The organism is Pseudoalteromonas sp. XMcav2-N (assembly GCF_024124545.1).
GTDB lineage: Bacteria > Pseudomonadota > Gammaproteobacteria > Enterobacterales > Alteromonadaceae > Pseudoalteromonas.
The window spans coordinates 1-14,735 of record NZ_JAMXSF010000007.1 but is presented as its reverse complement, the minus strand read 5'-3'; the positions used below and the strand labels follow the sequence as shown (position 1 = coordinate 14,735).

Sequence of the window (14,735 nt, the reverse complement as noted above, 5' to 3'; positions counted from 1 at the left end):
TTATGGATCAGGGTTGTGCGCTTCACTCTCAGTCTTTTCATTTGGTATTAATGTCCCCTCACTCTCAAATAGTTCAACGTCAGGGTATGCAGTTACTTGTGCTTTATGGATAGATTCAATAAGCCTTAACGTGACCACAGCAAGTAGTATGGCAATCACCTCTGCAACATGTGCAACAAGGTTTGCTGTGATAAACTCTGAAAGCTCTTCCGCATCCAATGACAAACGGAATGAAAGTTGGCCCACGATAGTAGACGTGATCCACAAAAACCACCATATACCTACAATCGAGCCTACTCCCTCGAATACCCAGTTTGTAGGGTTATGGCTGGTTTTCCAAATCTCTTTCATCGCCTGATAGGGTTTCCACAGAGACAGAACAGGGATAAAGAAATACCCAATTGACCAGCCTGGAGTAAATTCCATTTTCTCTGCACCCAACTGACGCGCGTTATAATTGGCCCGATGGATCCATTTTAGAATTAAGAATCCAGATATACTAAAAACCAGTAAGTAAAAAATAGCTACGATTTGTTGACGTTGATCATTTGCTTCGTCTGCTGCTATTGCCCGCTCTTGAGAAAAATACACCCCTTCCTCATAATCAGACAATAAATGGAACTCAAGATTGTGAGACACTAATGACACTATCGCCATTAAAATCTGAGCCAGCAGCATATAACGTACCCACTTTGTTAGGCGAGTGGCGTCCTTGAAACTTTCATTTTGCATAATAACTTCTCGATATTATTAGTATTTTTTGAAGCAGCGGTTTGCGCTGAGCTTGTGAATGACTAGGTATTCTCTCATTCTTTGATAGTGAAATACAAAATAGCTGTGCCAATATAAAAGTTTAAATTATTGTGAATAAAATAAAAATATCCCTATGAGCTTTCCGCAAGCCCCCACCCTGGCATATCTGGCATATGAAGGGGTAATATCTTCGCTTAGTGTAGGAAGTATCAGGCTAATTATAAAGAAGGCTGAATCTGTGCAGTCCCTATTCACTCTAACGGTAGGCTTCACACATTTCCATCGTCAAACTCAACAACCCCATCGCTTGATCTGGCTCCGCACTCGACAGCTCTACTTCTAACCGAAAAGGCTTGGAATTGACCCTTTTTGCAGAGGGCTCTTGTGTCAGCTTTTTATAAAACACAGAATTCGTACATATATAGCTGCGCACTTTGTTTTTATAAAAAACTTTCCTCTGTTCGAATTCATCTTTATCAACTGGCATATTATAAAAGCTGATACTAAGTACGATCCGGGAATGATCATCAAATATCCTGCCCAGTTCAGCCTGTTCTGGAAATCCTGTAGTTAGTTGACTGACCTCCTCAGCTATAACCTTCTGGGTATTAGCTGAGTTGATATAGCCAAAGATAATGGAAACTACCAAACTCACGGCAATCAATAGAACTCGAATTAAGCTCGATTTATCCGCATTCGCTTTACCCATTACACAACGCCCTTAATTTGTTCTTCAATGCTGCGATGACAATCGGAAAAAAGTGGACAAACATCCCAGTCGCCGCGCCGACTGGGAGCGCTTGCCCCCTCCAAGCCATAAAATTAAACCTGTGTAGCCTTGAGATTCACTCAAATAGCCCTTTTGTAAAACATCTAAAAACATCAATCCGTTCCAATAGCTATCAAGACACACCTGATCTTCATCATCACATAAATCGGGGACAGCCACCATGAAGTAGCGCAATATTAAAAGAATTTACTCGTTTTTTTTCTGTGCTAAAATCGCCCGCTTGTACATTCTTGGGTAAAATACGGAAACAAACATGGACTTCCCTTTGGCTGAACTGAGCTACTTCGGGCTCTTTCTTGTGGTGCTATTTGTCGCAAAATGGCTCTATAACGCGACTACTTCGTACAACACCTTCACAGAAATTGAACAGAACAAAAACCTGGCTTTGGCAACATCAATCAGTGGTTTCTTAATTGCAGTCACTATGATGTATGTAGCAGTCCTTCAGGGACCGAGTAAAGGCCTGCTGACCGACCTCATCAATGTAAGTCTTTACTCACTGGTGGGGCTTGGGTTATTGGTGGTAACACGAGTGATTAACGACAAGCTGCTGTTGCCTAAGTTTTGTAACACCACACAACTTATCACTCATCAGAATCTGCCGGTTGGAGTCGCGCAATTTGCCAGTTACATCAGCGCCGGATTAATTATCGCAGGGGCTTTGAAAGGTGAAGGGAGTTTTGCCTCGGCCATTGTATTTTATTTGCTCGCTCAGCTGGTTCTGCTGGTAGCAAGCAGACTATATGATGCCCTGACGCATTTTGACCTGCACCAGGAGCTGCAAAACAACAATATGGCGGCGGCCGTCAGTTTTGCTGCAACCAAAATTGCCACCGGTATTATCTTGTTTCACGCACTGCGCGGCGCTTTCGAGAACTGGTCACACAGCATTACACTATTTTTTATCGACGCAGCCATTGCGCTGGTGTTACTCCCCGTAGTGCGCTTACTGACTGATTTAGTGCTGATGCCAGGGGTGAGAGTCAATAAGGCCATCGCCCAGGGCAATACCGCGGTTTCTTTAATTGAAGCGAGCGTGGCCGTATCGGTTGCCGTGGCAATTTTCTACACACTTTAAAAAGGACATTTTATGAGTGTGATAAAAACCTTTTTCCTGGCCCTGGTGATTTTTATTTTATGCTTCATTAGTCGAACGATGCTAGAAGAACCTGTCGCTCAGGTGCCTTTTGCCAAGAGCACAGAGTATACCAATCAGGATAAAGCCTATCAGTTCGACGTACCTGAAGACGGCCAAATGATGCGCTTTGAAATCAGGGGCATGATGAAAATGAACTCCTGGAAAGCCATGGATATGGAAGTCTATCAGGCCGATGGCACTTACCTGTTTAGCTATCAGGATGAGCTGTGGTCTGAATCTGGCAGAGATTCGGAGGGACACTGGACCGAAAGAAAAACCGCTGCTTCATTTGAGATCCGCTTTGCGAACAAAGGCACCCACCATCTGTACCTGACAGACGCTAGCAGCTATAGCCAAAAATTGAACAACACCCGATACACCTTTCGTGTGGTCCCCATTCGGGGAGATGCAGATACCTTGCTTCCTCTACAATTTATTGCAGGGATTATCGCTGTTGGCTGCCTGGCACTATTAATCAATCGCTATGAAAATGATGAACCCTTGTCAGGCAAAACAACCTGTAACAAAAGGCCCTATGGTCACAACCCGCTTGGCGATCAAGCCCGCCCCTCTCGTGCGCCTCTGTACGCCTGGTGTTTCTCCCTCGGACTATTTGCCTTGATGTTCAGCTGGGCGTATAAAAATGACGATGACATTAATTACATCAGCTATGCCTATGGTAAGTCCCAAGTGACGGTTGATCGCAGTATTCGTCAGCAAAGCTTATCCGGTGCTAATCTCCGTGGTGGCAGTGGCCGGGGTGGTAAATAAGTGCTCAGAGAAAGCCATATTCTGCTGTTTAGCATCTTTATTGCCGGCTTATGCTCTATTGTCTATGAGCTACTGATTGCGACGACGGGTGCCTATTTTCTTGGCGACAGTGTGACGCAGTTTTCCATTACCATTGGCGTCTATATGGCGTTTATGGGCGTGGGCTCGTACCTGTCTAAGTGGGTCACTGATAACACACTGCTGACGCAATTTATTGTGTACGAGCTTATGCTGGCGCTGGTTGGTGGCAGTTCAGTGCCCTTACTGTATTTTTGTTATGCTCAGGGCTGGCATTTTCAGAGCATGTCGGTTGCGCTCACCGCTCTGATTGGGATTTTTGTGGGCCTTGAAATTCCGCTGCTGTCACGGCTGATGGAAAAGCACTATACCTTAAAGGTGAACCTGGCGAATGTGTTGTCTATTGATTATCTGGGCGCGTTAATCGCCACTCTGGTTTTTCCGCTGGCACTGCTGCCCTGGCTTGGCGTGTTCAAAACATCACTGCTGTTTGGTCTTATTAATCTGTCTATCGCCTTAACTTTACTGTGGTATTTTTACGCTCAATTTCCAAAGGGGCAGGCAAGCCTGTTGAGGTGGCTCCTGATCCTGGTGTTACTGACACTCGCAGGGTTGATGTTATTCAGTAAAGAGTTAAATCATCACTGGAACGAAACCGTGTTTGAAGACCGTATTGTACACAGTGAACAGTCACGGTATCAGCAGCTTATCATGACTAAACACAAAGAGGACGTACGTCTGTATTTAAATGGCGGCTTGCAGTTTTCTGCCATTGACGAGTATCGCTATCATGAGTCACTTATCCACCTGCCAATGCAACGGCAAACAGCAACTCGGAACGTCCTGATCTTGGGCGGTGGTGACGGCCTGGCAACCAGGGAGCTGCTCAAGTATCCTGATATTGAATCCATTACCCTGGTTGACCTGGATCCGGCGGTAGCTGCGCTTGCCCGCAGCAATTTTCATCTCAAACAGCTTAACCAAAACGCCTTGCACGACCCCAAAGTAACAGTGATCAATCATGATGCGTTTGTCTACCTGACAGACACACCCGACAAATACGACCTGATTGTGGTGGATTTACCGGATCCGAAAACCATTAGTCTGGCCAGGTTATACAGTAAGCAGTTCTATACCCTGGTAAAGCACCGTCTTGATGCACATGGAATTATGGTTACTCAGGCAACCAGCCCCTATTTTGCCAGGCAGGCATTTTGGTCAATTCATAATACGGCAGCGTCGGTGGGTTTTCACTCCGTCACCCCTTATCATGTGGATGTCCCTTCATTTGGCAACTGGGGGTTTATCATGGCCTGCAAAGCAGCTTGCGAATTACAACCCAATGCGCTGCCCGATACGCGCTTTTACAATCCTGATATTGAACCCTTATTATTGACGTTTCCGGCTGATATGCATAACACCCACAGTAAGATCAGCAGTCTGGATCAACCCCATGTGCTCTACTACTACCTCGATGGCTGGAAATACTGGAACTAGCTAAAACGGCCAGCAATCACAAGACAGATCTGCCGCATCACAGCTTTTCCCTCTGCCACCACAGCTGGCAATATCACAACCCGCACTTGGGTCGCAGCAGTCGCAACGGCTCTCGTCTTTTTTTCGCCTGTCTTTTGACGCTGATTGCTCAAGCATGAGATAAGCTTGCTTACATGCGCGCATCCGTGCCCTTATCTTGCGATACCCTCCCCAAAGGCCATCTTCTTTTACAATGGTCAACACAGCATGTGAGCAACTCTCACCCCGGTGGACAGCCGCATGGGCACACCGAAACCCTTTATGTGGAGAAATAAAACGTTGATAAAATCGGATCAATAATATTGTCAGGTAATCCATGGCAGTTCCCGGACTATTACTTACTCTTGGCGACAAACGTTTTAGTCACAATTCGCCAAGCGCCTTCACGCTTATACATCACCAGATAATCTATATAGTGCGTTTTTGGTGTATGAAAATCCATCTTTACTATAGCCATTTTATTATCCACGATATCGACAGATAAAATATCAGCCTCCCATTTATCCTTGGTCGCTTTCTTAAAATAGCCTGAAAACTCTTTCAACGGGACCGTTCTGATTGTCTCTTCTTTGGTCTCACTGTCTACTCGGATCATTTTGACATGACCAAACTCCTGATCAAAGGCTTTTGCCAGCATGTCCTGGTCGCCCTTCGCCGCACCATTAAAATACATGTAAGCCGTATCTACAACAGCCTGATACTCTTCCCCGGTAATCGCTTCACTGCGGCTAAATGATGAGAAAAGTAAAGCAAACGCTGCCATGGTTATTGAAAATAACTTCATTGTTATAAATTCCTATTTTAGAGTGTATAGTGCTTAGATCATGCATTTAAAAATACTTGTCGGTTTCATAACTGAGTACGAGTCATACGATCTTTTTTAAAATCATTGTCAAGCAACTGCGTACTGGTTTCTCCGAACTACAGCCAGATTTGCAACGAAAAGTCACAGCCTGATTGTGTCTAAAAACCTAACAGCAAAGCCGACACTGCTCAAGCTTGTATGCGGTAAAAGGCATTAACTATACGCCAATGGGAGTTAACGGTACTTTGAAATAGATATTGCCTTATCTCATACACATCGAAGGTCATTGGGTCGAAACGTGTAAATGTATCATCTTTAGGCTTTTTTGGCTTTCCGCTCCCCTTTCAACCTGCCTGTCACTTTACATCTGACAACCTTAACCAGCAGCGCCTTATGCACCAAAAATACAACCATTGATTTTTACGAATACGAGCATCTATAAATTCCATTAACAATTTTGCAAACCCGTAACTATACTCGCTGAGAATTAAGTAGATGTACTGACGGCTGGGTAGGGTTTGGCTGGTCGGCAGGCGTTTTAAAAAAATAAGGTAACCACTATGACCACAAAAATATTTCAAAAATCAGCATTGGCTGCGCTGGTAAGTTTAGCGGTAACGGGCCTCAGCGCCTGCGCCAGCAACGACGACTTGCAACAAGGCGGCCAGTCTAATGGCGAGATCAGCAAACCGAAAGGTGCTGTTGGAAGCGGCACTGTACCTATGGGCGTGGCCAAATCCAATCAGTTTTGGTGGCCGGATCAACTTGATCTGTCTCCTCTGCGCGACCACGACGGCCGCTCCAACCCGCTTGGTGAAGATTTTGACTATGCCATGGCATTCAATCAGTTAGACATGGCAGCGCTGAAGCGTGATATGAACGCGCTGCTTACCACGTCACAAGACTGGTGGCCAGCTGACTGGGGCAACTACGGGCCACTGTTTATTCGCCTGGCCTGGCACAGCTCGGGTACCTATCGTACATTAGATGGTCGTGGTGGTGGTGATGGCGGCCAGATGCGCTTTGACCCGCTCAACAGCTGGCCAGACAATGGCAATCTGGATAAAGCCAAGCGCCTGTTGTGGCCGCTTAAGCAAAAGTATGGTGAGCAAATTTCCTGGGGCGATTTGATGATTTTGGCCGGCACCGTTGGCCTTGAAAACATGGGCTTTAAAACTTATGGCTTCGCCGGTGGACGCACGGACGACTGGGAACCGGACTTAGTCTACTGGGGTCCAGAGGTTGAAATGCTTGCCAGCGATCGTGAAGAAAAAGATGGCAAATTACAACGCCCGCTTGGTGCAACACATATGGGCTTAATCTACGTGAATCCGGAAGGCCCTAAAGGCAAGCCCGATCCGGCAGGCTCGGCCAGAAATATCCGCGTGGCGTTTGCTCGTATGGCCATGAATGACGAAGAAACCGTGGCGCTGATCGCCGGTGGTCACACCTTTGGTAAAATGCACGGCGCGCATAAAGCCAGTAAATGTGTGGGTAAAGAACCCGGTGCTGCAGCGATTGAAGAGCAAGGCCTTGGCTGGAAAAACAAATGTGGTAAAGGCCACTCCGAAGATACCGTCACCAGTGGTCTGGAAGGCGCCTGGACTCAGGCACCGACCCGCTGGACCACACTCTACCTGCAAAACCTGCTGAACTTTGAATGGCAGAAAACACGCAGCCCGGGTGGCGCAATTCAGTGGATCCCAACCGATGAAGCGTTGCATACCTCAGTACCCGATGCGCATGTTAAAGGGAAGTTCAACTCACCGGTAATGACCACGGCCGATCTGGCACTCAAGTATGACCCTGAGTATCGCAAAATTGCCGAGCGCTTTTTGGCCAACCCGGAAGAATACCGCCTGGCCTTTGCCAAAGCCTGGTACAAACTCACACACCGAGACATGGGCCCGCGTGCCCGCTACCTGGGTAACACCGCGCCTGATGAAGCGTTAATCTGGCAAGATCCCGTCCCGGCAGTTGATCATGCTTTAATTAATGAAGCCGATGCCAAAGCAATCAAACAGGATATTCTGCAAACGGGGATCAGCGTACCTGCACTTATTCGCACCGCCTGGGCCTCTGCTGCCAGCTTCCGTGCCTCGGATATGCGCGGTGGTGCCAACGGCGCCCGAATTATGCTGACACCGCAAAAAGACTGGCCAGTTAACAACCCAGACGAACTATCGTCAGTTTTAAATCAGTTACAAGCTGTACAGGCGCGCTTTAACCGCGCGGCAGGTGGGGCTAAGCAAGTCTCAATGGCCGATGTGATTGTGTTGGCAGGCGCCGCCGCGGTTGAACAGGCAGCTAAAAACGCCGGTATTACGGTGTCTGTGCCCTTTACCCCAGGGCGCACAGATGCGACCCAGGCACAAACCGATGTGGAATCATTCGCGCTGCTTGAACCAAAAGCGGATGCGTTCAGAAACTACTTTGACGTGAACGCCAGCTATCGCTCACCAACCGAGATGCTGGTTGATAAAGCCGATCAGCTGAACCTGACTGTACCAGAAATGACGGTACTTCTGGGTGGGTTACGTGTACTGGGTGCCAATGCGATGGGCTCTCAGCACGGCGTATTCACTGACAAAGTAGGCACACTCAGCAACGACTTTTTCGTCAACCTGTTGAGCATGTCTCATCAGTGGCAAAAAACCAGCCAGGCAGGTTTGTACGAGAGCATAGACCGCAGCACGGGCAAAAAGCGCTTTACGGCCACCAGTGTGGATTTGATCTTTGGCTCAAACTCAGAGCTGCGCGCCGTAGCCGAAGTCTATGCCTATGACAACGCCCAGAAAAAGTTTGCAGAGGACTTTGTCAAAGCCTGGCATAAAGTGATGCAGCTGGACCGCTTTGATTTGCGCCATCAGCTATAATTACACCCCAGTTGTCAGTGCCTGTCATTACAGGTACTGACGCTTAAGCTAGCCTCTATCTGCTCTTGAATTTTGCTGAGTTGCAGACACAAAAACCCACATTTTGCTTAACAAATAGTTCGCCTTCGCTCCTAAAATGACGCCAAGCAAAAACGCAATCTGACTGGACTGAGATAAGCTCACCAGATAAAAAGCACTGAGATTCATTAATCCCGAAACATGGCCACTGAGAACATGGCGGACAAACTGAGCCCACTTTGCTCCGTATACTCTGAACGTATATAGCCGGTTACCAAACCAGGTAAATCCCATCGCGACCCAAAAAGCGAGTAGCCTGGCCACCAATAGCTCTACTTTGAATAAGAGCAGCAGCTGAAAAAACAGGAAATCAACCACACACCCCAGTGTGCCTATCACAAAGAACCTTGTTAATACCATACCATCCCCTTTTCCATCACGGGCATTGTAACTATGGGCATGTCCAAAAAAGGTCGTGTCAATGTGGACATTTTTTAGACCTGACCGGGTTTAGACTGCTGTTGACTAACTAAAGGAGGCACACCCATGCAACCACTGTCACTGGCAGAGTACAGAACCCCTCGATTCAAAAATAGCCATAGCAACACGGCACATGCAGATTCGGATAAGCCCAAGCACTTAATCAGCCTGGTCGTTCCTCTTTATAATGAACAAGCCGTACTGGCAGCACTTCACCATAGAGTCAGCGTTGTCATAGCCTCACTCAGGCACGTCCGGTTTGAAATCGTATACATAGATGATGGCAGCATCGACGCCTCATGGGACATTACACAAAACCTGGATAACCAATACTGTGATGTTCGCGCTATCCGTCTGAGTCGTAACTTTGGTAAGGAAGCTGCACTCACCGCCGGGCTCGAACATGCTCAGGGAGATGCGGTGATCTTGCTTGATGCCGACCTGCAAGACCCGCCTGAACTGATCCCCAGCATGATCAACAGCTGGCTTGAAGGGGCGGATATTGTCAATATGAAGCGGGCATATCGGCATGGCGAATCTTGGTTTAAAAAAGCCAGTGCACATGCCTATTATCGATTACTAAACTGGGTGTCAGATAGCCCGGTGGAGAAAGATGTGGGTGACTTTCGCTTACTCTCCCGCACTGTCGTTGAGGCTATAAAACAATTGCCTGAACGCAATCGTTACATGAAAGGCTTAATGAGTTGGCCCGGCTTTAATCAGGTGACTTTAGAGTTTGAACGCCCCGAACGCATTGCTGGAGAAACAAAGTGGAGTTATTTTCAGTTGGTCAGGTTAGCATTGTCTGGAATTACTTCATTCAGCGTTAAACCGCTGAGGTTTGCTACCTGGGTCGGTGCTCTGATCTCATGTTATGCCTTTTTATTCGCAACCTGGGTGGTGATCAAAACAGTCGTCTTTGGTGAGGCCGTGCCCGGATACCCCAGTATCATGCTCACCCTGTTGGCGCTTGGCGGCGTTCAGCTGATCGCCATTGGCATTCTGGGTGAGTATATTGCTCGGCTCTTTACAGAAGCCAAACAACGTCCAGTCTACTTGGTTATGACAGATCATTTCCGTCCCGCTCCGACGCAGGAGAATATCCATGAGGCCTAGTCATGCGCTACTTTTATGTGCAGCAGTACTAATGCTGATCCGTTTATTCACACTAGGTCTGTATCCGCTCTATGACACCACGGAGGCCCGTTATGCAGAGATTGCACGTCTGATGGTGCAAAGCCAGGACTGGATCACCCCCTGGTTTGAAGTAGGTATTCCTTTTTGGGGCAAGCCTCCAGCACACACCTGGATCACGGCATTAAGCTTTGAGCTGTTTGGCATTCATGAATGGAGTGCACGCTTTGCACATTGGCTTATGGGGCTGATGAGCACCCTGCTGATTTACGTTTTTGCCAAACGACAGGCTGGGGATCAATACGCTACCAGCAGTGTGCTCATTCTCACCAGCTGTTTTGGCTTCTATGTCGCGATTGGCATGGTTATGACTGACCCCGCTTTGTTATTTAGCTGCACCCTGGCCATGACCAGCTTCTGGCTCAGTTACAGCGAAAGAAACTATGTTGCTGGTCTCGTGTTTTTCTTTGCCTGTGGTTTAGGCATGCTTATCAAAGGTCCTGTCGCCGTCGTTATTATTGGTATTGCCTTGTGTGTTTGGGGTCTCTGGCAAAGATGCTTACTACCCGCTTTATACTCTCTCCCCTGGTTAACCGGGCTGGCCATATTCGTGATGACCTGCCTACCCTGGTATGTACTAGCCGAATTGAAAACTCCCGGATTTATCAACTACTTTATTGTAGGAGAGCATATTCAACGCTTTTTAGAACCTGGCTGGCAGGGAGACTTATATGGAAGTGCCCATGTCGAGCCCAAAGGTAAGATCTGGTTGTTCTGGCTGCTAGTTGCCTGCCCCTGGTCTTTTATTTTGATCTGGCACTTATTCACACGCCCACAGCAGCTAAAAACAGACTGTCAAAATGAGTTCAGCCGCTACCTGATAGGCTGGGCCGTTGCACCTATGCTGCTGTTTACCTTTGCCAGTAATATACTGACAGCATATGTTTTGCCAGGTCTACCCGCATTTGCTTTACTGATGGCCAAGTTTATAACGCAACGTGCTCTGTTGCTGAACATCGGTCTTGTTTGTACTGTGCTCTACACAGGCGTAACCACTCTGGTTGTTTTCGACTCAGGAAACAGGCATTCAGAAAAGACGTTGTTATCACTGATCGCCACACCGTGTCCAACAATGCCAGTGTACTACCTGGAAAAACGCCCTTTTTCTGCACGATTTTATAGTTGCGGGCAAGCAAAATTGATTGCCAATAAAGCTGAACTAATGGCTAAAATTAAGACTCAAAAGCACAACTATCTTGTACTTACCCATGAGCAGCAAGAGGAGATACAACTGCCTCAGCGTCATAACTGTAAGACCATCAATAAAAGCCAACAAGGTATATTACTGACATGCTCCCCAACAAACCTGTGAACATATTACTGATTGAAGATGCGCAGCAAGTCGCAGAAACCCTATTCGACTATTTTGAAGCACCTGATTATGTGATGGATTACTCATCCAACGGCCTGATGGGTCTGCAGCTGGCTACTACAGGCGACTACGACTGTATTATTTTGGATATCATGCTGCCTGGGTTGGATGGCATAGAAGTATGTCAGCGGTTGCGCCAGCAGGGTACCAGTACCCCGATTATTATGCTTACAGCCAGAGACACACAACAAGACACGCTCACCGGGCTGAACTGCGGCGCGGATGATTATATCGTTAAACCATTCGACCTGATGCTACTCGAAGCACGTATAAAGGCTGTGCTCCGCCGTACTCATGGTGGAGGATATAAAACTCAACTTACAACCGGTACTTTGCACATTGACCTGCCTAACCGCGAAGTAAAGCGTGCTGAGCGCACAATTAAGCTCAACCCGAGCGGTTATAAAATTTTGGTCACACTGGCTGAACATAGCCCAAACCCGGTGAGCCGAGAATTACTGGAACGTACCTTATGGCCAGATGAAGTCCCCGATCACGACCTGCTAAGGCGACATATTTATCAACTCAGAACAGCACTTGATAAACCTTTTGCATTCGACATGCTGCAAACCGTCCCAAAATTTGGTTATAAGCTGATATCTGATGAAGACACTTAAACGACAATTATTTCGGGCGACCTGGCTTGGTGCCGTGCTACTAATTTCTGTGTATTCGCTCATACTCAGCACGATTATTATGTACACCGAGAACCGCAGTAGTGAACACCGCTTGGCGATTGTTGCCCCTTATCACTTAGACAAACTGGCAAAAGTGCCTTTCACACAATACCAGGTGAATCCACTACTAACCCTGTACGCAGGGTTCGACATATTGCCGTCCAAAATTCAAACTTCACTGAGCCCTCAGTGGACAGGTATCACTACACTCCAGCTTGATGATGAAAGTGAGTTCAGTATCCTTGCTTATTCAATTGATCATGAGGCAGGTGAGCAAATCTATTATGCCGTGGAAGATGTTAACCCGGTAGAGTGGGATGACACAGAACTCATATTTGTCGAATTCGGTATCGCCACCGCAGGCATCCTGTTGTTTCTGCTCGCCACCTACCTTATTCGATTACAGGCAGAACACCTCGCCAAGCCGCTTCAGGAGTTAGTGCATCACATCAGCGACCATGATAAAGATGATTGTGATACGGATATCGTCACGAGAAACAGCTGTCTGGAGATCTATCAAATTGAAACCGCGGTGAATCACTATAGACACCGTATGAAACAGATGCTCCACAGAGAACAAACGTTTACTCGCTACGTCAGCCATGAATTACGCACACCTATGATGGCGATTAAAGGGAATGTCTCCGTTTTGCAAAAACGCAGTGGCAACAATAAGCAACTGAATGGGATCAACGCAGCACTGGACACAGTCAATGAGCTCATCCATACCTTCTTATGCCTGGCACGGCAACCCGAAATCACTCACCAATCTATTGAAGTAGATGATGATTGGGTGTCGGACATGACTATGGCTTTGCAAAAAAAGTGTGAGGCAAACCAGGTGCACTTATCCTGGAAGCTCCTGCAGCCCTGTCAACTTGATTGCGAACCCGTATTGCTTAGAACACTTATTCATAATCTGCTGGATAACGCGATAAACTGCACACTTGGTGGACAGGTTGACTTATTCGTCAGCCAGTCCAGCATTATAGTTGTTGACTCCGGCATTGGACTGACAGACAAACCCAGAGGCTACGACGGTTTCGGCGTAGGATTACAAATTGTGGAAGACATTTGCGCTAAATATCACTGGGAGTTTAGATTGGAAAACAACCCTTCAAAGGGCTGTAAAGCAACCGTCCTCATAAATAAGCACGCTTAATCTTGCGACATACACCTCATTACTACTTTATTGGTGCTCAATCAGCACCATTATCTGGTGTGATAACCCGGTTCAATCAATGGGGCATGTCACGTGCCCTACACCGACAATCTGACCTTGCTGACGAATTTCAAACTTCGTACCCATTTTTACAGCCATAGACTTACTTAGTCTGACGGTTACATGTAACTCATCGCCTGGCATCATCATTTCAATGTTCCGAGGCCAGCCCGCCGTGCCTGCCACGTCAAGGTAGTGGAGACTAAAGTCAGCTTCAAAATCATTGTGTAAAAGGGTTCTGCGTCCGCCCTCTTTGCTGGTCAAGCAATAAACCCGTGCTTCAAAACGTTGACATGATTTCAGCGTCCCCGATTTACAAAGCACCATCCCTCTTTCAATATCAGAGCGTGGGATCCCTTTGAGGCCTATCGCCGCACTATCCCCCGCACTCACCCTTTCTTGCGGGTGGGCCCCAATATCAATGCTTGAGCAACTTGTCTGTCGTGTATCTCTGATACCAACCAGCTCAATTGGGTCATGTACTCTTATGGTCCCCGTCTCAATTCTGCTATAAGCTTGCGTATCTCGACGCGGCGAGGTAAATATATCTTCGACAGGCATCACAAAAGGCTGGTCTTTAAATAATACAGGGTCTATAAAATAGTCATCCATCGTCCTGATTAAGTCTCGTATTTTATTTTCCCAAACGGGCACGCCTTCAAGCGCTTGCAATGCCGAGCCATAAATCACGGGTGCGTTGTCACCATCAAACCCGTAGCCATTAAGCTGCTCTCTTACAAGTGACTCGACAAGCCCCGTTAGCTCGTCGTACTGCTCCAAATCGCACTTATTAATAAATACTATGATGTGACTGACGTCGAAATCTCGCAATAACATCAGGTATTCGTCGCATGCTCTGCTAAAATCGGGGTCCTGACCACGGCGGGATCACACTTTGTAAAAAGGCTTTAACACCCGCCGCTTTTCTGATCTAATAACGCCCACTTTTATCACCATTTACTTGTTAATTATGTCATTATTTAGCCACCTTGAACTTGTTGAAGATAAGCGTTCTTCTATCAATCAACATCATGATCTTACTGATGTTTTGTTTCTTATCATTTCGGCGGTTTTATCCGGTTGCG

Annotated in this window: 14 protein-coding genes and 1 pseudogene; 9 read left to right on the top strand and 6 right to left on the bottom strand. The window is 47.0% G+C overall.

The genetic code is table 11. The annotated features are described in order from the left end of the window. Both NH568_RS10835 and NH568_RS10830 read right to left on the bottom strand, forming a co-directional pair. Window positions 1–732 carry a DUF4328 domain-containing protein gene (locus NH568_RS10835; RefSeq protein ID WP_253047035.1) on the bottom strand — a complete coding sequence of 244 codons (732 nt, stop codon included), beginning with the start codon at window positions 730–732 and terminating at the stop codon, window positions 1–3. A gap of 277 nt (window positions 733–1,009) precedes the next feature. Then, complete coding sequence (locus NH568_RS10830; RefSeq protein WP_253047033.1) at window positions 1,010–1,462, bottom strand: hypothetical protein; 453 nt, start codon at window positions 1,460–1,462, stop codon at window positions 1,010–1,012. Window positions 1,463–1,796: 334 nt separating this feature from the next. On the opposite strand from NH568_RS10830, the gene NH568_RS10825 reads away from it, so the two are divergent. The 3 genes from NH568_RS10825 to NH568_RS10815 are packed head-to-tail and all read left to right on the top strand — an operon-like array spanning window position 1,797 to window position 4,967. Further along, window positions 1,797–2,621, top strand: a complete 825-nt coding sequence (locus NH568_RS10825) for a DUF350 domain-containing protein (RefSeq protein ID WP_253047030.1) — start codon at window positions 1,797–1,799, stop codon at window positions 2,619–2,621. Between the two features lie 12 nt (window positions 2,622–2,633). Further along, on the top strand, window positions 2,634–3,452 hold the full coding sequence (locus tag NH568_RS10820; protein WP_253047027.1) for a hypothetical protein: 819 nt from the start codon (window positions 2,634–2,636) through the stop codon (window positions 3,450–3,452). Further along, window positions 3,453–4,967, top strand: a complete 1,515-nt coding sequence (locus tag NH568_RS10815) for a polyamine aminopropyltransferase (protein WP_253047024.1) — start codon at window positions 3,453–3,455, stop codon at window positions 4,965–4,967. On the opposite strand, the gene yidD is transcribed toward NH568_RS10815, so the two are convergent. Beyond that, on the bottom strand, window positions 4,968–5,324 hold the full coding sequence (gene yidD / locus NH568_RS10810; RefSeq protein WP_253047021.1) for a membrane protein insertion efficiency factor YidD: 357 nt from the start codon (window positions 5,322–5,324) through the stop codon (window positions 4,968–4,970). Between the two features lie 16 nt (window positions 5,325–5,340). Then, window positions 5,341–5,790, bottom strand: coding sequence for a nuclear transport factor 2 family protein (locus NH568_RS10805; RefSeq protein ID WP_253047017.1), 450 nt, complete (start codon window positions 5,788–5,790; stop codon window positions 5,341–5,343). A 581-nt stretch (window positions 5,791–6,371) separates the two neighbouring features. On the opposite strand from NH568_RS10805, the gene katG reads away from it, so the two are divergent. Then, window positions 6,372–8,687, top strand: coding sequence for a catalase/peroxidase HPI (katG, locus tag NH568_RS10800; RefSeq protein ID WP_253047014.1), 2,316 nt, complete (start codon window positions 6,372–6,374; stop codon window positions 8,685–8,687). 48 nt (window positions 8,688–8,735) lie between these two features. Here the strand turns inward: katG and NH568_RS10795 are convergent, their stop codons facing one another. After that, entirely contained in the window at window positions 8,736–9,125 is a 390-nt protein-coding gene (locus tag NH568_RS10795) for a GtrA family protein (protein ID WP_253047011.1), read from the bottom strand. A 126-nt stretch (window positions 9,126–9,251) separates the two neighbouring features. Here NH568_RS10795 and NH568_RS10790 point away from each other — a divergent pair, with 126 nt between their 5' ends. Genes NH568_RS10790 through NH568_RS10775 form a run of 4 tightly spaced genes read left to right on the top strand, consistent with a single transcriptional unit; the run spans window position 9,252 to window position 13,590 of the window. Further along, window positions 9,252–10,301, top strand: a complete 1,050-nt coding sequence (locus tag NH568_RS10790) for a glycosyltransferase (RefSeq protein WP_253047009.1) — start codon at window positions 9,252–9,254, stop codon at window positions 10,299–10,301. 31 nt (window positions 10,302–10,332) lie between these two features. Beyond that, window positions 10,333–11,691: a glycosyltransferase family 39 protein gene (locus NH568_RS10785; RefSeq protein WP_253047006.1), complete on the top strand. Its 1,359-nt coding sequence runs from the start codon at window positions 10,333–10,335 to the stop codon at window positions 11,689–11,691. Then, window positions 11,688–12,368: a response regulator transcription factor gene (locus NH568_RS10780; protein ID WP_253047552.1), complete on the top strand. Its 681-nt coding sequence runs from the start codon at window positions 11,688–11,690 to the stop codon at window positions 12,366–12,368. The genes NH568_RS10785 and NH568_RS10780 overlap by 4 nt, the downstream gene beginning before the upstream one ends. Beyond that, window positions 12,355–13,590: a HAMP domain-containing sensor histidine kinase gene (locus NH568_RS10775; protein WP_253047003.1), complete on the top strand. Its 1,236-nt coding sequence runs from the start codon at window positions 12,355–12,357 to the stop codon at window positions 13,588–13,590. The genes NH568_RS10780 and NH568_RS10775 overlap by 14 nt, the downstream gene beginning before the upstream one ends. A 72-nt stretch (window positions 13,591–13,662) precedes the next feature. Here NH568_RS10775 and NH568_RS10770 read toward each other — a convergent pair whose 3' ends face one another. Then, complete coding sequence (locus NH568_RS10770) at window positions 13,663–14,487, bottom strand: EF-Tu/IF-2/RF-3 family GTPase (protein WP_253047000.1); 825 nt, start codon at window positions 14,485–14,487, stop codon at window positions 13,663–13,665. 133 nt (window positions 14,488–14,620) lie between these two features. On the opposite strand from NH568_RS10770, the pseudogene NH568_RS10765 reads away from it, so the two are divergent. Continuing rightward, window positions 14,621–14,735: pseudogene (locus tag NH568_RS10765) on the top strand (ISAs1 family transposase); the annotation flags it as partial.